We start from the raw sequence: 22,106 nt of genomic DNA on the forward strand, positions 1-22,106 counted from the left end.
ATGTGCTATGTAGCGCTACGGAAGGGAGTGGGTGCGGGGAAAAAGAGAGAAAAAAGGGCCGGTTCCCCGGCCCTGTAGCATTTACGCAGCGATGCGCTATTTCAGCACAAACTCACCCTGCTTCACGCGGGCGGAGTCCAGGCCGATAAACACGTTGAAGGTGCCCGGCTCCGCGTCGTATTTCATACGCTGGTTCCAGAATTTCAGCGCGTCGACGTCAATCGGGAAGCTGACGGTCTGGGTTTCACCCGGTTTCAGCATCACTTTATCGAAGCCGCGCAGCTGCTTCACCGGACGGCTCACCGAGGCGGTCACGTCCTGGAGATACATCTGCACCACCGTCGCACCGGCACGTTTCCCGGTGTTGGTCACCTCTACGCTGGCGGTCAGCGTCCCGTCACGGGTCATCTCCGGTGCGGAGAGCTTCACGTCCGAGACGGTGAAAGTGGTGTAGCTCAGGCCATAGCCGAAGGGATAGAGCGGCCCGTTGGCTTCGTCAAAGTAGCGCGAGGTGTACTTGTTAGGCTTCTCCGGATTGTACGGACGCCCGGTGTTGAGATGGCTGTAGTAGACCGGAATCTGTCCCACCGAGCGCGGGAAGGAGATCGGCAGCTTGCCCGACGGGTTGTGATCGCCAAACAGCACGTCGGCGATGGCGTTACCGCCTTCCGTACCGGCATACCAGGTCTCCAGCAGCGCGTCGGCTTGCTGATCCTCTTTCACCAGCGCCAGCGGACGACCGTTCATCAGCACCAGCACCAGCGGTTTACCGGTGGCTTTCAGCGCGGCGATGAGATCGCGCTGGCTCTGGGGCAGAATGAGATCGGTACGGCTGGAGGCTTCGTGGGCCATGCCCTGCGCTTCCCCTACCGCCGCGACAATCACGTCGGCGTTTTTCGCCGCGGCGACCGCCTCGTCAATCATCGCCTGCGGGGTGCGCTTATCCACTACCACCGCCGGCTCGTACTTGTTAAGGAAATCGACGATGCCTTTATCGTCGGTGACGTTAGCGCCCTTCGCATAAACGATTTTAGCGTTATCGCCGACGGCGTTTTTAATGCCGGTCAGCAGGGTGACCGACTGATCCGTTACCCCGGCCGCCGACCAGCTACCCATCATGTCGCGCTTGCTGTCGGCCAGCGGGCCGACCACGGCGATGGTGCCAGATTTCTTCAGCGGCAGCGTGTTGAGACGGTTCTTCAGCAGCACCAGGCTTTCACGCGCGACGCTGCGCGCCTCTTCACGGTGCAGACGGCTCTCGGCGTTGGTGTCCTGCGGGTCGCTCTCTTTCGGTCCGAGATGGCTGTACGGATCGTTGAACAGGCCCATGTCGTATTTAACGTTCAGCACGTGGCGCGCTGCGTCATCCAGCTCTTCCGCGGTGACTTCACCGCTCTTCACCAGTTCAGGCAGGTACTTGCTGTAGTACTCGTCGCTCATGCTCATGTTGATGCCGGACTTGAGCGCCACGCGCACCGCGTCTTTCGGGTCGGACGCGGTACCGTGTTTGATCAGCTCTTTGATCGCCCCGTGGTCGGAGATGGTAATGCCCTTGAATCCCCAGTCGTCGCGCAGCAGCTCTTTGAGCAGCCAGGCGTCCGAGGAGGCCGGGGTGCCGTTGAGCGAGTTAAGCGCCACCATCACCCCGCCGCTGCCGGCATCCAGCGCGGCTTTGTACGGCGGCATATAGTCGTTGAACAGGCGCTGGGCGCTCATGTCCACGGTGTTGTACTCTTTCCCGCCCTCTACCGCGCCATAGGCCGCAAAGTGCTTCACGCTGGTCATCACCGAGTAGCGATCCGCCGGGCTTTTACCCTGCATCGACTCCACCATGGTTTTGCCCATGATGCTGGTGAGCCAGGTGTCCTCGCCGAAGCCTTCGGATATACGGCCCCAGCGCGGGTCGCGCGAGACGTCAACCATCGGCGCCCAGGTCATGTTCAGACCATCATCGGCCGCTTCGTAGGCCGACACGCGGCCCACGGTTTTCACCGCGTCGAGATCGAAGGAGGAAGCCAGCCCGAGGCTAATCGGGAACACGGTGCGCTGGCCGTGCAGCACGTCATAGGCGAAAAACAGCGGGATTTTCAGGCGGCTGAGCTGCATCACCTGATCCTGCATGGCGCGAATGTCCTGGCGGGTGACGGTGTTAAAAATCGCCCCCACCTGGCTCTCTTTGATCATGTCGCGGATCGCCTCTTTCGGGTTATCCGGGCCGACGCTTATCAGACGCAGCTGGCCGATTTTTTCATCGACCGTCATTTTTTTCAGGAGATCCGTGACGAAGGCGTCCCGCGCTTCCGGGGTTAATGGACGATCGCCAGCGGTGTCGGACGCCATTGCTGGATGCAGCGCAAGGCTGACGGCAACACCTACAGAACAGAGCCATTTCATGTAGTAATTCTCTCGGTTAGACGGTCTGATAGTGTGAGCTGCTCGTGATGAGCATGATGTAAAGGATGCAGTGTGCCATAAGCGTAAACGGGTAAGAAGCGTCACGCCACGGCGGTTCTCTGATTTTTCCGTGATTTATCACGGCCGCTTTGCCGCGTGAGGGCTATGATTAAAGGCGATATTTTTGCCTGACCACAAGGAGTGGACATGTCCCGCACCGCACGCTCTTCGCTGATTACCGAACTCGCCCGCCTGGTGGGCAACCCGCATCTGCTTACCGATCCTGAAAAAACCGCCCGCTACCGGAAAGGCTTCCGTTCCGGCCAGGGTGACGCCGCCGCGGTGGTGTTCCCCGGTTCACTGCTGGAGCTGTGGCGGGTGCTCAACGCCTGCGTGGCGGCAGACGCCATCATTCTGATGCAGGCGGCCAACACCGGCCTGACCGAAGGCTCGACGCCCAACGGTAACGACTACGACCGTGAGATCGTTATTATCAGTACGCGTCGGCTGGATAAGCTTCAGCTGCTTGACGAGGGCAAACAGGTGCTGGCCTTCCCCGGCACCACGCTCTATCAGCTGGAGAAAGCGCTCAAGCCATTGGGCCGCGAGCCGCATTCGGTGATCGGCTCCTCGTGCATCGGGGCATCGGTGATAGGCGGCATCTGCAACAACTCCGGCGGTTCGCTGGTGCAGCGCGGCCCGGCCTATACCGAGATGGCGCTCTACGCGCGCATCGACGAGCAGGGCAAGCTGCATCTGGTTAACCATCTTGGCATCGATCTCGGCACCACCCCGGAGCAGATCCTCTCCACCCTGGACGATGACCGCCTGAAAGCCAGCCAGGTGCGGCACGACGGGCGTCTGGCCTCGGATCACGATTACGTGTCGCGGGTGCGCGACGTCGATGCCGCGACCCCGGCGCGCTTTAACGCCGACCCGGACCGTCTTTTTGAGGCCTCGGGCTGCGCCGGGAAACTGGCGGTGTTCGCAGTGCGGCTCGACACCTTCGAGGCTGAAAAGCGCCAGGAGGTGTTTTATATCGGCACCAACGATCCCGCGGTGCTGACCACCCTGCGCCGCCATATCCTCGCCAACTTTACCACCCTGCCGGTGGCCGGGGAGTATATGCACCGGGATATCTACGATATCGCCGAGCGCTACGGGAAAGACACCTTCCTGATGATCGACAAGCTCGGCACCGACAAAATGCCGTTCTTTTTTAACGTCAAAGGCCGCGCCGACGCGATGCTCGAAAAGGTGCGCGTCTTCCGGCCCAACTTCACCGACCGCGCCATGCAGAAGCTCGGCAACCTGTTTCCGAGCCACCTGCCGCCGCGTATGCGAAGCTGGCGCGAGAAGTATGAGCACCACCTGCTGCTGAAGATGGCCGGGGACGGCATCGCCGAGGCCCAGGCCTGGCTGTCGGACTATTTTAAAACCGCCGAGGGCGATTTTTTTGCCTGTACGCCGGAAGAAGGCAGCAAAGCGTTTCTGCATCGCTTCGCGGCGGCCGGGGCAGCGGTGCGCTATCACGCGGTGCATCACGACGAGGTGGAGGACATTCTCGCGCTGGATATCGCCCTGCGCCGCAACGACACGGCGTGGTTCGAACATCTCCCGCCGGAGATCGACAGCCAGCTGGTACATAAGCTCTATTACGGCCACTTTATGTGTCACGTGTTCCATCAGGATTACATCGTGAAGAAAGGGGTGGACGTGCATGCCCTGAAAGAGCAGATGCTGGCTCTGCTGCGCGAGCGCGGCGCGCAGTACCCGGCGGAGCACAACGTGGGCCACCTGTACGAGGCGCCGCCGGCGTTAACCCGTTTTTACCGGGCCAACGACCCGACCAACAGCATGAATCCCGGCATCGGCAAGACCAGCAAGCTCAAATACTGGGGCGAGGCTGCGGGCGCGCAGCAGAGCACGACGGTTAAGCCTGGAGCAGAGTAGAAAAATGCCGTGCTGACGGGCTATTCGGCGGGGCAACTCCGTACTACATTATCAGCATCTCGCCGAGGATATATTCTTCGGCACTTCCGATAATGACAGGAACCCCCGCTATGTCCGTAGTTGACGTTTTGCCGCTGGTGGATATTGAAATTCGCGAGGCTACGCTGGACGACAGCCCTGCTATCGCCAGCATCTATGCCTGGCACGTACTGCACGGACGCGCCTCGTTTGAAGAGGTACCGCCTACCGACGACGAGATGGCCGAGCGCATCCGGGAGGTGCAGGCGAAAGGGCTGCCGTGGCTGGTGGCGATGTACCGCGGGATCCTGGTCGGCTACTGCTATGCGGACAGCTATCGCCCGCGTCAGGCCTATCGCTATACCCTGGAAGAGTCCATCTATGTGGATGCCAGCATGACCGGGCGCGGCATCGGCAGCGGTCTACTGATGGCGCTGATTGCGCGCTGTGAGACGGGGCCGTGGCGACAGCTGCTGGCGGTGATCGGTGACGGGGAGAACAACCCTGCGTCGCTGCGCCTGCACAAGCAGTCTGGCTTTGTGAAAGCGGGTCAGCTGCGCAGCGTCGGGTATAAAATGGGTGCCTGGCGCGACACCATCATCATGCAGCGGCCGCTCAACGACGGCGACTGGACGCTGCCGGAGTAACAGCCGCTTCCTCTCTTACCCCGGCGCGCTCTCGATGAGAGGCGCCGGATTCATCGCACGTTACTCGACGCTCGCCATTTGCGCCGCTTTCTGGCGCTTATAGCTCAGGGCCGCGGCCGGCACCGGCGTGACCTTGCCGGTTTCAATCCAGGTACGCAGTCGGCTGGCGTCGGCAAAGTGCGTGTACTTGCCAAAGGCATCCATCACCACCAGCGCCACCGGACGATTGTTGATCAGGGTGCGCATCACCAGGCAGTGACCTGCCGCATTGGTAAAGCCGGTTTTAGTCAGCTGAATATTCCAGTTATCGCGATACACCAGATGGTTGGTATTGCGGAACGGCAGGGTATAGGCCGGGTTAGCGAAGGTCGCCATCTCTTCACGGGTGGTGCTGAGCTGGCCGATGAGCGGATACTGCTTGCTGGCAATCAGCAGGCGGGTCAGGTCGCGCGCGGTGGAGACGTTCTGAATCGACAGCCCGGTGGGCTCGACGAAACGCGTATGGGTCATGCCCAGCGCTTTCGCTTTGGCGTTCATCGCCCGAATAAAAGCGTCATACCCGCCCGGATAGTGGTGCGCGAGGCTCGCCGCCGCACGGTTTTCCGAGGACATCAGCGCCAGCAACAGCATATTTTTGCGGCTGATTTCGCTGTTCAGGCGCACGCGGGAGTAAATGCCTTTCATCTCCGGCGTATGGCTGATATCCACCTTGAGTTTTTCATCCAGCGGCAGGCTGGCGTCCAGCACCACCATCGCGGTCATCACTTTGGTGATAGACGCAATCGGACGCACCAGATCGGGATGGCTGGCGTAAATAACCTTATTGGTGTTCAGGTCGACAATCATCGCACTGCCCGAGGCGATTTCCGGCTGGGAGGCCTGCACGGCGGGTGTGGTTTTAGCAACGGCCTGCGGCATCGCGGGCACGGCCAGAAACAGGGCTAAGCTAAGCAAAGAGAAACGGATAGTTTTCGGCATGGCGGTCATTCTGTCGATTATTCATGTGCGTGATGGCGCACGCCGCATCCGTTTACGCTGTGAATAACGGAGCTGGCGCCGGCATGATACTCCGGCGTCCTGCTCTACCGCTACTGGAGAATCGTGATGAAACGCTACGCGCAGGCGCGATATAACGCACCTGCGCGTCATTCAGAATAGACGATATCCGTAACCCCACAAAATAACCGTCAGCGCCAGCAGCACCTCAAGCAGCAGCACGCCAATCGCCAGGGTTGAACTGGAGAAGCTCAGCCCCTCTTCACGGTCGATATTGAGGAAGGTCGGGATGCCGAGATAGAGCAGATAGCCGGTGTAGAACAGCGCCACGGTACCCACCAGCGCACACAGCCACACCAACGGCCAGAGCGCCACGACCCCACTTAAAAACAGCGGCGTGGCAACGTAGCCGGCGAAGACCATACAGCGTGCCAGGGTTGGCCGCTGCGGATAGCCGCGTGCCATCCACCAGATGATCCGCCCCATTACCGCAACCCCGGCCAGCATCAGGCCATAAAACAGCACCGCCAGAGAGAAACCGGTAAACAGCGACAGCTTCACAACGTTGCCATCGCCAAAATTCCAGCCGATCTGGGTGGTGCCGATAAAGGCGCACAGCACCGGAACGGCGGCCATGATCAAAACGTGATGGGTATAGTGATGCGAAACGGTTTCGTTTTCGCGCTTGATAGACTGCATTTCACGAACGGGATGGGAGAAGAGTCCCCAGACATGGTTCATATAACCCCCTCAGGTGGTCATGCAAAGGCGCGTGGGATCAGAGGCCGGCGCGACGTGTCCCTGAAAGTATAATCCAGATTTCGATTATTTTTTGAACGCCTGTCGGGCGCGCGCCTGGCCGCACGGGTGCGAGGGTGTATGCTAAAAAGAAATGCTGACAGGGAGAGAGATAAGTCTGGTGGATATTAATCAACTGATTTCGCAGTACGGTTATGCGGCGCTGGTCATCGGCAGCCTGGCGGAAGGCGAGACGATCACCCTGCTGGGCGGCGTGGCGGCGCACCAGGGGCTGCTGCGTTTTCCGCTGGTGGTGTTGGCGGTAGCGCTCGGCGGGATGATCGGCGATCAGCTGCTCTATCTGCTGGGCCGCCGCTACGGGGAACGCATTCTTCAGCATAAGCGCCTGCGGCGCTATCAGGATAAAATCGAACACGCCCGGACGATGATCACCCGCCACCCCCGGCTGTTTGTCATTGGCACGCGCTTTATGTACGGTTTTCGGGTGATTGGCCCGCTGTTGATTGGCGCCAGCCGCCTGCAGCCGCACGTCTTCCTGCCGCTCAATATTGTGGGCGCCCTGATCTGGGCCACGATTTTTACCACGCTTGGCTATGTGGGCGGTCAGGTAATTGCCCCCTGGCTGCACGCGCTCGACCAGCACCTGAAGCATCTGGTCTGGGTGGTCGGGGCAGTGGCGCTGGTGTGGCTGGTGCGCTTCGGGATTCGCCGCTGGCGGGCAACGCGCCGACCGTAGCCGGCGCGTTGCGCTTAGCGCTCGGCGTTAAACTGCGGATTGGCGAGCATGAAGCCGCCGTCCACCACGAACGACTGGCCGGTGGTGTAGGTCGCGCCCTCACCGGCAAGCCAGACGACCAGGCTGGCAATCTCCGCGGTCTCCCCTGGACGCGCCATCGGCACAATCGACAGAGAACCGGGTTTTGCATCGCCCTCATCCATGTCGTTCATCGGCGTCGCAATGGCCCCCGGCGCCACGGCGTTCACCAGAATGCCGTGCTGCACCAGTTCCAGCGCCATCGACTTGGTCAGGCCACCAAGAGCGTGCTTCGCCGCGGTGTAGGCGCTCGCCTCGGGCAGCGGGGTATGCTCATGCACCGAGGTGATGTTGATGATGCGCCCGCCCTGCCCCTGCTTCACCATCGCTTTAGCGGCAATCTGCGAACAGAGAAACGCGCCGTCGACGTCCACGGTAAAGATGCTGCGCCAGTCCTCGAAACTCAGCTCCAGAAACGGCGCTTTGGACATCGCCCCGGCGTTGTTGACCAGCACGTCGATGCGCCCGAAACGGTCGATCAGCGTCTGAATGGCATTCGCCCCGTCCGGGAGGTGCCCTAAATCGAGCTGGATAAGCTCGGCGCGTCGTCCCAGGGCTTCCACCTGCTGCGCCGTCTCTTTCGCACCGGCATCGTCCGAGTGCCAGGTGATACCAATATCAAACCCCTGCTCCGCCAGCATCAGGGCGCACTTCTTTCCGATACCCGAATCGGATGCGGTGACAATCGCCACTTTATTGCCTGAACTCATCTTGACCTCCGTCGTAGACCGTAAAGCGGTAAGTATAGGCGGCGGTCATTACGTAACCAGAAATATGGGAAAATCCCGGTATTTACGGCTGTTTAACCCTGGTTTAACCATTGGGGAGGCAATCGGCGTCGCAGCGTCTACACTTTTCTTGTCTGGACTTTTCATAACGTAAACAAGACATTTGCGACAAGAGGGAGTAAGGGATGAAGATTTTACTGTGGGCAATTTTGATTATTTTCCTGATCGGTTTGCTGGTGGTTACCGGCGTGTTCAAAATGATCTTCTGAACACGCCCCACCTGTCAGCGCTGCGTAAGCGGCGCTGGCATCCAGCGATAACCCTCACCGTTTTTCACCACCTTCCCTATTCCCGGAAAAGCAATATGCGCTGAGGCAATCCAGTCTCCGTCACGCGCCGCCTGGGCCAGCACCTTCTCGCGGGTTGCCACCGCTTTCTGCTGATCGACGTCAAACCGAATCGCCACCTTCGGCTCCGGCATCTGCACCGGCTCGGCATGAATTATGTCGCCCCACACCAGCAGCGTCTCCCCGCCGTGCGAGACGCGATAGATCACGCTGCCCGGCGTATGGCCGGAGGCCGGAATGGCCTCAATCCCCTCGGCCAGCGTGGCCGGCGCGCTGAAGGTTTTCAGCTTACCCGCGTCAATAACCGGACGCAGCGAGCGTTCCGATTCGGCAAAGGTGTGGCGCTGGTCTGGCTCCACCTGTGGGGCATGGGCCGGATTGAGCCAGAAATCGACGTCCTTCTGGTCAACCCGCACGGTGGCATTGCGGAACACCGGTTTACCGTCGTGCTGTACGCCGCCGGAGTGATCGGCGTGAATGTGGGTCAGAAGCACCAGGTCGATGGAGTCCGGGTCGATGCCCGCAGCGCGCAGGCGCTCCGGCAGATGCCCGCCGGCGTTGCCAAACAGCGCGCCCGCCCCGGTATCCACCAGAATGCGCTGGTGGCCGGTATCGATCACATAGGCGTTAATCGCGGCATCGGCCTGAGGCGTCTGGCCCACGGCAGCCATGCGCTTCACCAGGTTTTCCGGGGTGATGTGGGTGAGCAGTTTATCAAGCGGCACCACCACCGTGCCGTCAGAGACGGCGGTAATGCGCCAGTCGCCCATATTCATCTGCCACGAGGTGGCGTGGGCGGGTTCGGTGCTGGCCGCCAGGGCGTGAAGGGAAAACAGTGAGCTGAACAGGCCCGCGAGCACAAAAGACGATTTCATATACCACTCCAGTCAGGAAAACATTGCTGAAGTATTCTTCACTGGCTACTATCGATCCAATTGATTGGAGCCATAATGACTATCAAAGAAAACGATTTTCGTAAAATCGACCTGAACCTGCTTATCGCCTTCGCGGTGCTGTTTCGCGAGCAGAGCGTGTCGGGTGCGGCGGACAAGTTGCATCTCGGCCAGCCGGCGGTGAGCGGCGCGCTGTCGCGCCTGCGGGATATGTTCGACGATCCGCTGTTTATCCGCAGCGGCCACCGGATGCAGCCCACTGCCCGGGCCATCAGCCTGCACACCGAGCTGATGCCCCTGCTGGAGCAGCTCCAGTCGGCCCTGTTCCAGCAGGCCGAGTTTCACCCGGCGCAGGCGCAGGTCACCGTCACCCTCGGCATGACCGACTGGGTTGAGATGTGGCTGATGCCGGTGCTGATCCCGGCGCTAAGCGCCGTGGCACCGGGCGTGCGGCTGAACGTGGTGGCAAGCGATCCGTTCAGCGATGCCGAACGGCTGGAAGCGGGCGAGCTGGATATGGCGGTAAGCGTTGCGCCTGGCGGGCCGCGCTGGCTGGAGCGCGAGCCGCTGACCACCATGGGGTTGACCACCCTGTGGCACCCGGCGCAGCTGAAGATTGACGGCGCGCTGGAGGTAAACACCTTCTGCGATCACCCGCATCTGCTGGTGAGCTACCGCGAGGCCAACAGTAGCCAGATTGACACCCTGCTGGCGAAGCAGGGGCTGGCGCGTTACGTCAGCTACACCACGCCGCATTTCGCCGCGCTGCCGGGCCTGCTGGCAACCCAGCCGGTCTTCGCCACGGTGCCTGCCGGGCTGGCGCAGGGCTGGTGTCATACCTGGGGATTCGTCGCGGCGGCGGTGCCGGTTGAGGTGCCACCGTTTGAACTGTCGCTGCTCTGGCACCAGCGTCATAACTCCGATCCGGCGCTGATGTGGCTGCGGGAGTTCATCCGCAGCCGGATGGCGCAGGCCGGTTATGCTACCGACTGCGCGTCGATGACCGCCGCGATGGCCTGAGAGGTTTTCAGGGCGCGGATGGTATCAAACAGCGCGCCCGCTTCGGTGTACTCCTTGCGCAGATAGCCCAGCCACTGCTTGATGCGTGCAACGTGATACATCCCGGTGTCGCCCTGCTTTTCCAGCCGGACATATTTTTGCAGCAGGGTCACCACCGCAGGCCAGGGCATCCGCGGTTCGTTATATTTGATCACCCGGCTAAGATTCGGCACGTTCAGCGCCCCACGCCCAATCATCACCGCGTCGCAGCCGGTGGCCGCCAGACAATCCTGCGCGCTCTGCCAGTCCCAAATCTCACCGTTGGCAATCACCGGAATCGTCAGCCGCTGGCGGATCTCACCGATGGCCGCCCAGTTGATGCGCTCGGCCTTATACCCGTCCTCTTTGGTGCGACCGTGCACCACAAGCTCGCTGGCGCCGGCCTGCTGCACCGCATCGGCGATTTCAAACTGCCGCGCCCCGCTGTCCCAGCCAAGCCGAATTTTCACCGTCACCGGCAGGTGCGACGGCACCGCTTCGCGCATCGCTTTCGCTCCGCGATAGATGAGATCGGGGTCCTTGAGCAGCGTCGCGCCCCCGCCGCTGCCGTTCACCAGCTTCGACGGACAGCCGCAGTTGAGGTCCACGCCCCAGGAGCCCAGGTCCACGGCACGGGCCGCGTTTTCAGCCAGCCACGCCGGATGCTGGCCCAGCAGTTGAATGCGCACCCGTGTACCCGACGGCGTGCGACTCTGGTGACGCAGCTCCGGGCAGAGCTTATAGAAGGATTTTGCCGGCAGCAGCGAGTCCACCACCCGCAGAAACTCGGTGATGCACAGATCGTAGTCGTTAACCTCAGTTAAAATTTCACGCACCAGGGAGTCGAGGACGCCCTCCATCGGTGCCAGCAAAACGCGCATAGTGCTACCCGGAGAAAAAAGAGGCGCTATGGTAGCGCCTACGCCCGACGGGTGCCAGTGCGGCGCGCGGGGCTAAGCCTGGTCATCTGCCTGACGCGTCCGGGCGTAAAGCTTGATATGCTCAATTGAGCGTTGTGATCGGTAGCACAGAATAATTTTTAATTGTATGATGAATGCGGACTACTAAGGGTTATCGCTATGAATAACTGGCTTATCAGCTGCTGGCACTTTGTGCGCGCGTTTATTGTTCTCTACGCCTGTCTCTATGCGGGGATTGGCCTTGCCTCGCTGCTGCCGGTTGCCATTCCCGGCAGCATTATCGGCATGTTAATCCTGTTTGTACTGCTGTCGCTGCAGATTGTGCCTGCCAAATGGGTGAAGCCGGGCTGCCACGCCCTGATTCGCTACATGGTGCTGCTGTTTGTGCCTATCGGCGTTGGCGTGATGCAGTACACCGACGTGCTGCGCGCCCAGTTCGGGCCGGTGGTTGTGTCATGCGCCATCAGTACGCTGGTAGTCTTCCTGGTGGTGAGCTGGAGTTCGCATCTGGTTCACGGTGAACGCCGCATTGTCGGTCAGCGCGAGCGGGATAAAAAATGAGTGAAATCTGGTGGTCGCTACCCCTGACCCTTATCGTCTTTTTTGCCGCCCGCATGCTGGCGGCGCGGGTGAAAATGCCGCTGTTGAACCCGCTGCTGGTGTCGATGGCGGTGATTATCCCGCTGCTGCTGGTGACCGGCGTCTCCTACGAGCGCTACTTCGCCGGGAGTAAAATCCTCAACGACCTGCTGCAGCCTGCGGTGGTGGCGCTGGCGTTTCCGCTCTACGAGCAGCTTCATCAGATCCGCGCGCGCTGGAAATCCATCATTATTGTCTGCTTTATCGGCAGCCTGGTGGCGATGTTCACCGGCACCTCGGTAGCGCTGTGGATGGGCGCCTCGCCGGACATCGCCGCCTCGGTACTGCCGAAATCCGTGACCACGCCCATTGCCATGGCGGTAGGCGGCAGCATCGGCGGCATTCCGGCCATCAGCGCCGTGTGCGTGATTTTCGTCGGCATTCTGGGGGCGGTGTTCGGCCACACCCTGCTTAACGCGATGGGCATTACCACCAAAGCCTCTCGCGGGCTGGCGATGGGCACCGCGTCGCACGCCCTGGGCACCGCCCGCTGCGCCGAGCTGGATTACCAGGAGGGCGCGTTCAGCTCGCTGGCGTTGGTGATCTGCGGAATCATTACCTCCCTGCTGGCGCCGTTTATCTTTCCGCTGATCCTCGCGCTCTGGGGCTAAGTCCCCCACTTCCCTTTCAGCCTGACCGTTCAGCCTTCGCCTCGCGCGGAGGCTGAAAAGGCATTTACCGGTCAAAAACTTGCGATGCGTCGCGCAATTTTGTTTTTAATTTCATTTATTACATTTTCAGCGCGATAGAGATCACATATAAAGAGCCAGACGGTCCGTACACTACCGATCCATTCGTTTTGTGATTTTACTACTTTCGCTAAGAGGCCCAGTCATGCATTCACGTTTTCACTCATCGTTTGACGCGCTGGCGGAAAATCTGCGCACCGCGCTGGCACCGCTGCTGAGCGACGATCGTTTTCCGGGAATGTTTACCGCCGCCCAGGCCGCTGAAATAAAACAGCGCAGCGGGCTGGATGACGACGCGCTGGCGTTTGCCCTGCTGCCGCTGGCGGCCTCCTGCGCCCGCACCGGCATTTCCCACTTTAACGTCGGCGCCGTGGCGCGCGGGGTGAGCGGCAATCTCTATTTTGGGGCAAATATGGAGTTTCCCGGCACCACCATGCAGCAGACGGTGCACGCCGAGCAGAGCGCCATCAGCCACGCCTGGATGCGCGGTGAAACGGCGCTGGTGGCGCTGACGGTAAACTACACGCCGTGCGGCCACTGCCGTCAGTTTATGAACGAGCTGAACAGCGGATCGACGCTGCGCATCAACCTGCCGGGCCGTCCGAGCGCCACGCTTGGCGACTACCTGCCGGATGCGTTCGGGCCGCGTGACCTTGAGATCACCCACCTGCTGATGGACGAGCAGTCTCACGATCTGCATGCCGACGGCGATGCGCTGTGTCAGGCCGCAGTGGCCGCTGCCAACCGCAGCCACACGCCTTACAGCCAGTCCCCGGCGGGTGTCGCTATCGCCATGCAGGACGGCAGCGTGTTTACCGGCAGCTATGCCGAGAACGCGGCGTTTAACCCGACGCTGCCGCCGCTGCAGTGCGCGCTTAACGTCCTGAGCCTGAGCGGGTATCACTATGCGGATATCACCCGCGCCGTGCTCGCCGAAAAAGCCGGGGCGACGCTGACCCAGTGGGACGCCACCCGCGCCACGCTGCAGGCCATTGGCTGCGACAACGTGGAGCGCCTGGTTATCGCCTGAGGCGAATGCTGAAATTTAACGCAACCACATCGCCAATTCTTGCCGAAACCCCTCGGTTCCAGTAGCCTTGGGGTGAAATTTCATCAGTTTTTGAGTCACTTCCATGTTAAAGCGTGCGTTATACAGCCTGTTAGTCATTGTCGGCTTGCTGCTGTTGACGGCGCTGGTGCTCGATCGCTGGATCAGCTGGAAAACGGCCCCGTTAGTTTTCGACGAGCTGCAGGATCTCCCCTATCGCCAGGTCGGCGTGGTGCTCGGCACCGCCAAGTACTACCGCACCGGCGTCATCAACCAGTATTACCGCTACCGCATTCAGGGCGCGCTCAATGCCTACAACAGCGGCAAGGTGAACTACCTGCTGCTCAGCGGGGATAACGCCCAGCAGAGCTACAACGAGCCGATGACCATGCGTAAAGACCTGATTGCCGCCGGGGTCGATCCGGCGGATATCGTGCTCGACTACGCCGGTTTTCGCACCCTCGACTCCATCGTGCGCACCCGCAAGGTGTTCGACACCAACGATTTCATCATTATCACCCAGCGCTTCCACTGCGAGCGCGCGCTGTTTATCGCCCTGCATATGGGCATCCAGGCGCAGTGCTATGCCGTGCCGTCGCCCAAAGATATGCTGACGGTGCGGGTGCGCGAGTTCGGTGCCCGGCTCGGGGCGCTGGCCGACCTCTACCTGTTCAAACGCGAGCCGCGCTTCCTCGGGCCGCTGGTGCCTATTCCCGCAGCGCATGAGGTGCCGGAAGATGCGCAGGGCTACCCTGCCGTGACCGCCGAACAGCTGCTTGAACTGCAGCAGCGTAAATAACCTCCCTTCCCTTTTTTCTGACGCCGTTTAGCCGTCGGGCGCTTTTGCGCCATACTCTGTATAACATGCCGATTTATAAGGAAGACTCATGCTTACAGGAAGAACGTCGAAAGTTCTCTTTGCGCTCATTCTCGCGCTGGTCACGCTGGCCTTTTTCAATATTCTGCGCCCTTACGTCTCGCCGGTGCTGTGGGCAGCCATTCTGGCGGTCATCTTCTATAAGACTAAAATCTGGATCGGCCGCGCCACGGGCGGCCGAAACGGTATCGCTTCGCTGCTCACGCTGCTGCTGATCTGCCTTATCGTCTTTACGCCGCTGGTGATTGTCACCTCCTCGCTGGCAAGCGAACTGAACACCGTGTACCGCACGCTGCAAAACGATAACGCCAGCATGTCGTCACTGTTTAACGACGTGGTGAGCTATCTGCCGGACTGGGCGCGCCGCATCATGGCCGACTATCAGATAGATAACCTGTCGGCTATCCGCAGCAAGCTGTCGGCGATGGCGTTGCAGGGCAGCCAGTACGCCGCTGGCAGCGTGCTGCTGATCAGTCGCAACACCTTCAGCCTGGCAATCGGTTTTGGCGTCATGCTCTACCTGCTGTTTTTCTTCCTCAAAGACGGCGCCCGGCTGGTAGAGATGATCTTCAAAGCCATTCCGCTGGATAACCACATGAAGTACCGCCTGTTTGCCCGTTTTGCCGCAGTGGCCAGGGCCACGGTGAAAGGCACTATCGTGGTGGCAGTGGTACAGGGCGTGCTCGGCGGCATCGCCTTCTGGGCGGCCGGGATTGAAGCCAGCCTGCTGTGGGGCGCGCTGATGGCGTTCCTGTCGCTTATCCCGGCGGTGGGCACGGCGCTGATCTGGGTACCGGCCGCCATCTACCTGTTTGCCACCGGGCTGCTGCTGAAAGGCATTCTGCTGACGCTGTGGTTTGTGGTGGTGGTCGGGCTGTCGGATAACCTGCTGCGTCCGCTGCTGGTCGGGAAGGACATCCGCATGCCGGACTGGCTGATCCTTATCGCGACGCTTGGCGGCCTCAGCGTCTACGGCATCAACGGCTTCGTAATCGGGCCGCTCATCGCCGCCCTGTTTGTGACCTGCTGGAACTACTTCTACCTGGCGGACAGCGAGAAGCGCCGCATTACCGGTGACGACCCGCTGACGCCGGGGCAGAAAGAGGCCGGCCCCACCGGCGACTGACCTGTGCGGGAGGGTCCGGCTGCGGCCTTCCCGTTTATCCCTCTTTTTTCCAGGAATATTCTTTAACCCGGCGGGATACCGCGTCTCACCGGGTAGACCTCCTATACTTCTTCTCCAGGAGGTTTAGCGCATGAAATTTTTTTGGTCACTTTTTACCAGCCCGGAAAAGCTGGTGCAGGTTATGAGCAGGGAAGATGTGCAGGATGATATTGATGATGGCGCGCGGATTGTCATTGATGAGGATGGCAATGCGCGGGTCAATATCCACTGTAAGGCGGTTAAAGAAGACTTTGCCCGTCACGTCGAATCACTAAAGAGGGCATGACGTGGGAACGGCTATCTTCATGGTATTAATGGTTTGCGGCTACTGGTACACCAGTACCGACCTCTCCACCCGCTTCAAATTCAAACGCACGTCCGGCTGGGACGTCTATTTTCTGGTGGCGCTGTACGGCTGCATCTTTGTCCTGCAGGGCATTCTTGCCACCGCGCTGGTGTGGATAACGCTGCTGCTCGCCTCGCTGTTGATGAACGCCCTGCCCGGCTGGTTTGGCCCGGAGGATCATAACTTCCATATTGATTTTATGACCTGGAGCTTCCTCGGCATTCAGGCGCCGGTGGTGATCATGCTGTCGTTTGCGGTGCTGTTCTGCCTCTACCGCTCTAACTGGGCGGGCAGCGCGCGGCTCGACAGCCAGGGGCGCCGCAAGCTCTACAAACACCTGTCGCGCACCAACGGTTTTGAAGGGCTGCTGTATCAGTGCATGGAGACCGGGCAGCTGGCGTGGGTGACCCTCAAGTCGCAGCGGGTCTATATCGGCATGGTGCATCGCGGCACCTTTGACAGTTTCGACACCAACAACCTGGTGCTGATCCCGATGCTGAGCGGCTATCGCGATCGCCACAAGGGCAGCTTTGTGGTGGAGAACAACTACAGCGCCTGGTACGCCAGCCACGATATCGACCTGACCTCTGACCCGCAGTCGGCGCTCGACTTTCGCAAAGTGGTGCTGCTGAGCGAGGTAGAAAGCGTCTCGCTGTTTGACCCGGCCCACACCCTGGCGCTGGGGATGCAGAGCGCGGAATAAAAAAAGCCCCCGCAAGCGGGGGCAGGACGATAACACTTCACTTTCTTATTTTTTACGCGCGTATTTCAGTGAATCAAGGGCAACGGCGAAGATGATGATGCCGCCCTTGATGATGTACTGCCAGTACGGGTTGACGCCGATATAGGTCAGGCCGTAGTTGATAACCGTAAAGATAATAACCCCGGTCACCACGCCAAATACCGTACCCACACCGCCGCTGAAGGAAACCCCGCCCACCACGCAGGCGGCGATGGCATCCAGCTCATACATAAAGCCGAGGTTGTTGGTCGCGGAGCCGATACGCCCGGCTTCCAGCAGACCGCCGAAGGCGTAGAACACACCGGACAGAGCGTAGATCATCAGCAGGTTCAGCGCCACGTTAACGCCGGATACTTTCGCCGCTTCCGGGTTACCGCCGATGGCGAAAATGTTTTTACCGAAGCGGGTTTTATTCCACAGCACCCAGACAAACGCCACCGCGATTAGCGCATAGAAGGTGATATACGAGAGCCTGAAGCTGCCCATGGCGATAAAGCCCTGGGTGAAGGTCGAGAAGCCGCTGTCGAAGCCCGAAATCGGCGACGCTCCCACGAAGTCGTAGTACAGGGAGTTGATACCGTAAACGATAATCATGGTGCCGAGGGTGGTAATAAACGGCGTCACGTTCAGATAGGCGATGATAAGACCGTTGATCAGGCCAATCACCGCGCCAATAGCGCACACGATCAGGATAACCAGCGCAATCGGCATGGTTGCCATCTCAGGGAACACCTTGTTGGCGTTCTCCATCGACTGCAACAGCGTGGCGGCCACTACCGCCGCCAGTCCGACCTGACGGCCCGCCGAGAGGTCGGTCCCTTGGGTCACAATAAGCCCCGCCACACCGAGGGCGATAATAATACGCACCGACGACTGGGTCAGGATGTTACTCAGGTTGAGCAGGCTTAAAAAGGTTGGATCCTGGAAAATAATAATGGCTAATAACACTAAAAGGACGACGTAAATTCCGCCTTCTTTCAGATAAGTGAGAAAACTTTTCTTATTTAACGCACTCATGAGGAGCCCCTGATCTTAAAGGTGCAATGACGCAAGACGGAGAATTTCGTTTTGCGTTGTCGTTTTGGTGTCAACAATCCCGGAGACGAGGCCATTGCTCATTACCAGAATACGGTCGGTTATCCCTAACAGTTCCGGCATTTCGGAAGAGATAATAATGATCCCCTTCCCTTTTTTCGCCAGCTCAGCGATAAGCTGATAAATTTCAAACTTCGCGCCAACGTCAATTCCGCGGGTCGGTTCATCCAGCATTAATATTTCCGGCTGGGTTAACAACCAACGACCGATAATCACCTTCTGCTGGTTACCGCCCGACAGCGAACCAATTTGCGTGTGGTGTCCCGGCGTTTTCACGCGCATGGCATCGATCACCCACTGGGTGTCGCTTTTCATGCGTGCGTTATCGAGCAGGCCGATTTTGCTTTTGTAGTTGCGGATGTTTGAGATTAACGAGTTAAACCCGATATCCAGGTAGGCGTAAATCCCCGTGGAGCGGCGCTCCTCGGTGACCAGCGCGAAGCCGTGGTTAATCGCTTCGTTCGCGGTATGGTTATTGATCTGCTTACCGTGCAGCGTAATGGTGCCGCTCGACTTTTCGCGGATGCCGAACAACGTTTCCACGATATCGGTACGCTTGGCCCCCACCAGCCCGGCAATGCCGAGGATCTCACCCTTGTGCAGATCGAAGGACACATCACGGATTGAGGGCTGACGCAGCGAGGTCAGATTGCGCACTTCGAGGATCACCTCGCCCGGATGGTTTTCTTTGTCCGGGAAACGCTGGTTGAGCGAGCGGCCCACCATCATGGCGATGATCTTGTCCATGTCCAGCCCTTCAAGCGGCTGGGTGGCGATCCACTGTCCGTCGCGCAAAATCGTGATTTCATCGCACAGCTGGAAGATCTCTTCCATTTTGTGCGAGATATAGACGATGCCGCAGCCGCGATCTTTCAGCTTGCGGATAATCGAAAAAAGATGATTAACCTCTTTTTCCGTCAGCGATGACGTAGGCTCATCCATGATGACGATTTTGGCATCGTAGGAGAACGCTTTGGCAATTTCGATCATCTGCATCTGCGATACCGACAGCGTCCCTACGCGGGCGCGCGGGTCGATATCAATATCCAGCTCGTCGAAAATGGCTTTGGTATCACGGTACATTTTGTCCTGATCGACAAATACACCTTTGGTCGGATAGCGGCCCAGCCACATGTTATCCATGACCGAACGCTGCAATACCAGATTAAGCTCCTGGTGTACCATCGAAATACCGTTTTCCAGGGCTTCTTTTGCCGACTGGAAATCAATCTCTTTTCCCTGAAAAAGAATCGTACCGGAATCTTTTTTATAGATCCCAAAAAGGCATTTGAGCAATGTCGATTTGCCCGCGCCGTTCTCACCCATCAGGGCGTGAATAGAGTGCGGACGAACCTTAAGATTAACATTATCGAGTGCCTTAACGCCGGGGAAGGACTTGTTGACACCACTCATTTCCAACAAGTATTCGCCTGCCGATTGCATATTATTGCTGACCATAGTTATACCTGACGGCGTATATTATGCTTACGCGTGAGCGTCTAAAAGGGCGCACAACGTGCGCCCAGGAATATCGTGCTGACAATTATTTATTGCTGAACTGCGACAGGTTTTCTTTATCAACGCCGACGTAAGGAATACGGACCACTTTGTTTTCGATTTTCCAGTCGGTACCGGCAGCGGCTTCTTTACCGTCAGCCAGGTTTTTGGCCAGATCGAAGGTGGCTTTCGCCTGGTTGTTGGCATCGTTCAGCACGGTACCGGCCAGCGCACCGGATTTCACCAGCGCCAGTGCTTCTGGCAGCGCATCCACGCCGAATACCGGAATGCTGGATTTGTTGTGCGCTTTCAGCGCTTCAACCGCACCCATTGCCATCGCATCGTTGTTGGCGATCACGACTTCAATTTTGTTGGCGTTCGGGCCAGAGAGCCAGGCGTCCATTTTGTCTTTCGCCATGGCGGTATCCCACATCGCGGTATCCATCTGCAGCTGCTGGGTTTTTAGGCCCTTGTCGTTCAGCTCTTTGATAACGTAGGTGGTACGCGCCTCTGCATCCGGGTGGCCCGGCTCGCCTTTCAGCAGCACGAACTGAACCTGACCGTCTTTGTTCAGATCCCAGTTCGGGTTGGCCGCCCAGTGCTTGGCAATCAGGTCGCCCTGGATGATGCCGGATTCTTTAGAGTCGGTACCGACGTAAAACGCTTTGTCATAGCTGTCGAGCGCTTTGCGGGACGGCTCTTTGTTGAAGAATACGATCGGCACATTCTGGCCGCGTGCTTTCTCAATAACGGTACCTGCGGCAGCCGGGTCAACCAGGTTAATCGCCAGCGATTTAACCCCTTTAGCCAGCAGCACGTCGATCTGGTCGTTTTGTTTGGACTGGTCGTTCTGGGAGTCGTTCATCAGCAGCTGAACATCCGGGGAGGCTTTTGCGTCATTCTCAATCGCCTTACGCACAACGGACATGAAGTTGTCGTCGTACTTATAGATGGTCACACCGATGCGGGTATCAGCAGCGTGGGCAGCCGCACCAAACAACATGCAAGACATCACGGCGGACAGGGTTAACACCTTCTTATTCATGGTATCTCCGGTTTTATGCAGGGTAGTTCGAGTGTATAACTGGCGGCATGACAGCAGTGTTAATAAGATGTTACTGAATGCCGAAGTTCACTGACTAAAGTTTTATTCTTCCGTGTTCGGTAACGCTCCAGAACTGCGTTTTTTTGGTTGTTTTAAAGGTAATGACTATGGTTAAAGTGATTAATCACCGTTACATAGCGTTTCAGCCCTGAAAACGCTGACATCATAGTCACCGCCTTGTTAATATACTGTGAATTTACTCACAGATTGAAAACGGTTACATCACTTCAGATAATCAGTTAGTGATCGGCACCACACTTTGTTTCATCGCCACCGAATGGCGTCTGACGAGGGTCGGCATAAAACAGTGTTTTGCTTCGCGATCCAGCGTCCCTGCGGCGCCCTGTAGCGCCAGCTCGGTCGCCAGACGCGCCATGGAAACGATGGGATAGCGCACCGTGGTAAGTTGCGGATCGGTGTAGCGGGCAATGGGGATATCATCGAAACCGATGAGTGACAGCTGCTGTGGCACCGCAATGCCGTTATCTTTGAGGGTGGTGAGCGCCCCGGCGGCCATGCTGTCGTTATAGGCAAACACCGCGCTGAGCTGCAGGTTGCGCCCGAGCAGCTCGACCATGGCCGCCTCGCCGCCCTGCATATCCGGCGAGCCGGTGCCGACCCAGCTTTCCGCCGGTACAATGCCCTGCTCCGCCAGCGCCCGCAGCCAGCCCTCACGGCGCTGATCGTTATCTTCGATGCTGTGGCTGGACGCCAGATACCCTACCCGCTGATGGCCCTGCGCGAGCAGCATACGCGTCGCCATCATCGCGCCGGCGACGTTATCCAGCCCGACACAGCGGTGCTCATAGCCCGGCACAATGCGGTTAATCAGCACCATACCCGGCATGTGTTCGAGGAAAGCCGCCAGTTCGTCATCGCCCAGCGCCTTGGAGTGCACGATCAGCGCGCTGCAGCGTTGGCGGATCAGCACCTCGATGGCGTGCCGCTCCTTCTCCGCTTCATGGTAGCTGTTACCGATCAGCACGTATTTGTTGTGCTGCTGAGCCACCATGTCCACGGCTTTGACCAGCGCCCCGAAGAAGGCGTCGGACACGTCCATCACCACCACACCGATGGTATCGCTGACCTGGGTTGCCAGCGCCTGGGCATTCGCATTGGGTCGGTAGCCAAGCTGGGAGACCGCCTGCATCACCGCTTCACGGGTATCAGGGCTCACCAGCGCGCTGTTATTGAGCACGCGGGAGACGGTCGCGACGGAGACGCCCGCCTGACGAGCGACATCACGGATGGTGATCATAGATATCACCCTTTTGAATTGAGCAACGCACAGGCACCCCCCTGTTTCGGACGAGGGGCTATTCTGGCAGCGCGCAGGCTAACGCTGCGTGAGGCGAATCACACGCTTGAAAACGGTTACATCCATTTTGTTAATGAT

At 59.0% G+C, this 22,106-nt stretch carries 22 protein-coding genes; 12 read left to right on the forward strand and 10 right to left on the reverse strand.

Features of this window, described 5'->3' with window-relative positions:
* Nucleotides 1-96 precede the first annotated feature (96 nt).
* On the reverse strand, nt 97-2,394 hold the full coding sequence (bglX, locus tag DW58_RS10240) for a beta-glucosidase BglX (protein WP_024562505.1): 2,298 nt from the start codon (nt 2,392-2,394) through the stop codon (nt 97-99).
* A 207-nt stretch (nt 2,395-2,601) separates the two neighbouring features.
* Here bglX and dld point away from each other — a divergent pair, with 207 nt between their 5' ends.
* Together dld and DW58_RS10250 are read left to right on the forward strand one after the other, a co-directional pair.
* Nucleotides 2,602-4,347 (forward strand): D-lactate dehydrogenase, encoded by a 1,746-nt coding sequence (gene dld / locus DW58_RS10245; protein WP_024550474.1) that lies wholly within the window; start codon nt 2,602-2,604, stop codon nt 4,345-4,347.
* Between the two features lie 110 nt (nt 4,348-4,457).
* Nucleotides 4,458-5,012, forward strand: coding sequence for a GNAT family N-acetyltransferase (locus DW58_RS10250; RefSeq protein ID WP_024550475.1), 555 nt, complete (start codon nt 4,458-4,460; stop codon nt 5,010-5,012).
* A 60-nt stretch (nt 5,013-5,072) separates the two neighbouring features.
* Here DW58_RS10250 and pbpG read toward each other — a convergent pair whose 3' ends face one another.
* Both pbpG and DW58_RS10260 read right to left on the reverse strand, forming a co-directional pair.
* The gene (pbpG, locus tag DW58_RS10255) at nt 5,073-5,990 is read right to left on the reverse strand and encodes a D-alanyl-D-alanine endopeptidase (RefSeq protein WP_024550476.1); all 918 of its coding nucleotides are present in this window, start codon (nt 5,988-5,990) and stop codon (nt 5,073-5,075) included.
* A 171-nt stretch (nt 5,991-6,161) separates the two neighbouring features.
* On the reverse strand, nt 6,162-6,749 hold the full coding sequence (locus tag DW58_RS10260) for a Yip1 family protein (protein WP_024550477.1): 588 nt from the start codon (nt 6,747-6,749) through the stop codon (nt 6,162-6,164).
* 178 nt (nt 6,750-6,927) lie between these two features.
* On the opposite strand from DW58_RS10260, the gene DW58_RS10265 reads away from it, so the two are divergent.
* The gene (locus tag DW58_RS10265) at nt 6,928-7,503 is read left to right on the forward strand and encodes a DedA family protein (protein WP_024550478.1); all 576 of its coding nucleotides are present in this window, start codon (nt 6,928-6,930) and stop codon (nt 7,501-7,503) included.
* Between the two features lie 14 nt (nt 7,504-7,517).
* Here the strand turns inward: DW58_RS10265 and DW58_RS10270 are convergent, their stop codons facing one another.
* On the reverse strand, nt 7,518-8,291 hold the full coding sequence (locus DW58_RS10270; RefSeq protein ID WP_024550479.1) for an SDR family oxidoreductase: 774 nt from the start codon (nt 8,289-8,291) through the stop codon (nt 7,518-7,520).
* Between the two features lie 203 nt (nt 8,292-8,494).
* Between DW58_RS10270 and yohP the strand changes: the two genes are divergently transcribed.
* Nucleotides 8,495-8,578, forward strand: coding sequence for a small membrane protein YohP (yohP, locus tag DW58_RS20100; protein ID WP_000698460.1), 84 nt, complete (start codon nt 8,495-8,497; stop codon nt 8,576-8,578).
* 14 nt (nt 8,579-8,592) lie between these two features.
* Here the strand turns inward: yohP and DW58_RS10275 are convergent, their stop codons facing one another.
* A complete protein-coding gene (locus DW58_RS10275; RefSeq protein WP_024550480.1) occupies nt 8,593-9,531 on the reverse strand; it encodes an MBL fold metallo-hydrolase in 939 nt (312 codons plus the stop codon).
* A gap of 75 nt (nt 9,532-9,606) precedes the next feature.
* Between DW58_RS10275 and DW58_RS10280 the strand changes: the two genes are divergently transcribed.
* Nucleotides 9,607-10,569 carry a LysR family transcriptional regulator gene (locus DW58_RS10280; RefSeq protein ID WP_024562507.1) on the forward strand — a complete coding sequence of 321 codons (963 nt, stop codon included), beginning with the start codon at nt 9,607-9,609 and terminating at the stop codon, nt 10,567-10,569.
* Here the strand turns inward: DW58_RS10280 and dusC are convergent.
* Nucleotides 10,527-11,468 (reverse strand): tRNA dihydrouridine(16) synthase DusC, encoded by a 942-nt coding sequence (gene dusC, locus DW58_RS10285; protein WP_024551038.1) that lies wholly within the window; start codon nt 11,466-11,468, stop codon nt 10,527-10,529. The two genes, DW58_RS10280 and dusC, sit on opposite strands and share 43 nt — an antisense overlap.
* Before the next feature lie 198 nt (nt 11,469-11,666).
* On the opposite strand from dusC, the gene DW58_RS10290 reads away from it, so the two are divergent.
* The 7 genes from DW58_RS10290 to DW58_RS10320 all read left to right on the forward strand — a co-directional run bounded on the left by DW58_RS10290 (nt 11,667) and on the right by DW58_RS10320 (nt 16,974).
* A complete protein-coding gene (locus tag DW58_RS10290) occupies nt 11,667-12,068 on the forward strand; it encodes a CidA/LrgA family protein (protein ID WP_024551037.1) in 402 nt (133 codons plus the stop codon).
* On the forward strand, nt 12,065-12,757 hold the full coding sequence (locus tag DW58_RS10295) for a CidB/LrgB family autolysis modulator (RefSeq protein ID WP_024551036.1): 693 nt from the start codon (nt 12,065-12,067) through the stop codon (nt 12,755-12,757). The genes DW58_RS10290 and DW58_RS10295 overlap by 4 nt, the downstream gene beginning before the upstream one ends.
* 223 nt (nt 12,758-12,980) lie before the next feature.
* Entirely contained in the window at nt 12,981-13,865 is an 885-nt protein-coding gene (gene cdd / locus DW58_RS10300) for a cytidine deaminase (protein ID WP_024562508.1), read from the forward strand.
* A 103-nt stretch (nt 13,866-13,968) separates the two neighbouring features.
* Nucleotides 13,969-14,682, forward strand: a complete 714-nt coding sequence (gene sanA, locus DW58_RS10305; RefSeq protein WP_024550929.1) for an outer membrane permeability protein SanA — start codon at nt 13,969-13,971, stop codon at nt 14,680-14,682.
* Between the two features lie 88 nt (nt 14,683-14,770).
* On the forward strand, nt 14,771-15,886 hold the full coding sequence (locus DW58_RS10310) for an AI-2E family transporter (RefSeq protein WP_024550928.1): 1,116 nt from the start codon (nt 14,771-14,773) through the stop codon (nt 15,884-15,886).
* A gap of 130 nt (nt 15,887-16,016) precedes the next feature.
* Nucleotides 16,017-16,211, forward strand: a complete 195-nt coding sequence (locus tag DW58_RS10315) for a hypothetical protein (RefSeq protein WP_024550927.1) — start codon at nt 16,017-16,019, stop codon at nt 16,209-16,211.
* Nucleotide 16,212: 1 nt separating this feature from the next.
* Nucleotides 16,213-16,974, forward strand: a complete 762-nt coding sequence (locus tag DW58_RS10320) for a hypothetical protein (protein WP_024550926.1) — start codon at nt 16,213-16,215, stop codon at nt 16,972-16,974.
* 45 nt (nt 16,975-17,019) lie between these two features.
* Here DW58_RS10320 and mglC read toward each other — a convergent pair whose 3' ends face one another.
* The 4 genes from mglC to galS all read right to left on the reverse strand — a co-directional run bounded on the left by mglC (nt 17,020) and on the right by galS (nt 21,968).
* Nucleotides 17,020-18,030 carry a galactose/methyl galactoside ABC transporter permease MglC gene (gene mglC / locus DW58_RS10325; protein ID WP_024550925.1) on the reverse strand — a complete coding sequence of 337 codons (1,011 nt, stop codon included), beginning with the start codon at nt 18,028-18,030 and terminating at the stop codon, nt 17,020-17,022.
* A 15-nt stretch (nt 18,031-18,045) separates the two neighbouring features.
* Nucleotides 18,046-19,566: a galactose/methyl galactoside ABC transporter ATP-binding protein MglA gene (mglA, locus tag DW58_RS10330; protein WP_024550924.1), complete on the reverse strand. Its 1,521-nt coding sequence runs from the start codon at nt 19,564-19,566 to the stop codon at nt 18,046-18,048.
* An 85-nt stretch (nt 19,567-19,651) separates the two neighbouring features.
* Nucleotides 19,652-20,650 (reverse strand): galactose/glucose ABC transporter substrate-binding protein MglB, encoded by a 999-nt coding sequence (gene mglB, locus DW58_RS10335; RefSeq protein ID WP_024550923.1) that lies wholly within the window; start codon nt 20,648-20,650, stop codon nt 19,652-19,654.
* Nucleotides 20,651-20,945: 295 nt separating this feature from the next.
* On the reverse strand, nt 20,946-21,968 hold the full coding sequence (gene galS / locus DW58_RS10340) for an HTH-type transcriptional regulator GalS (protein WP_024550922.1): 1,023 nt from the start codon (nt 21,966-21,968) through the stop codon (nt 20,946-20,948).
* Nucleotides 21,969-22,106 lie beyond the last annotated feature (138 nt).

The sequence above is a fragment of the Siccibacter turicensis LMG 23730 genome, assembly GCF_000463155.2.
Taxonomy (GTDB): Bacteria; Pseudomonadota; Gammaproteobacteria; order Enterobacterales; family Enterobacteriaceae; genus Siccibacter; species Siccibacter turicensis.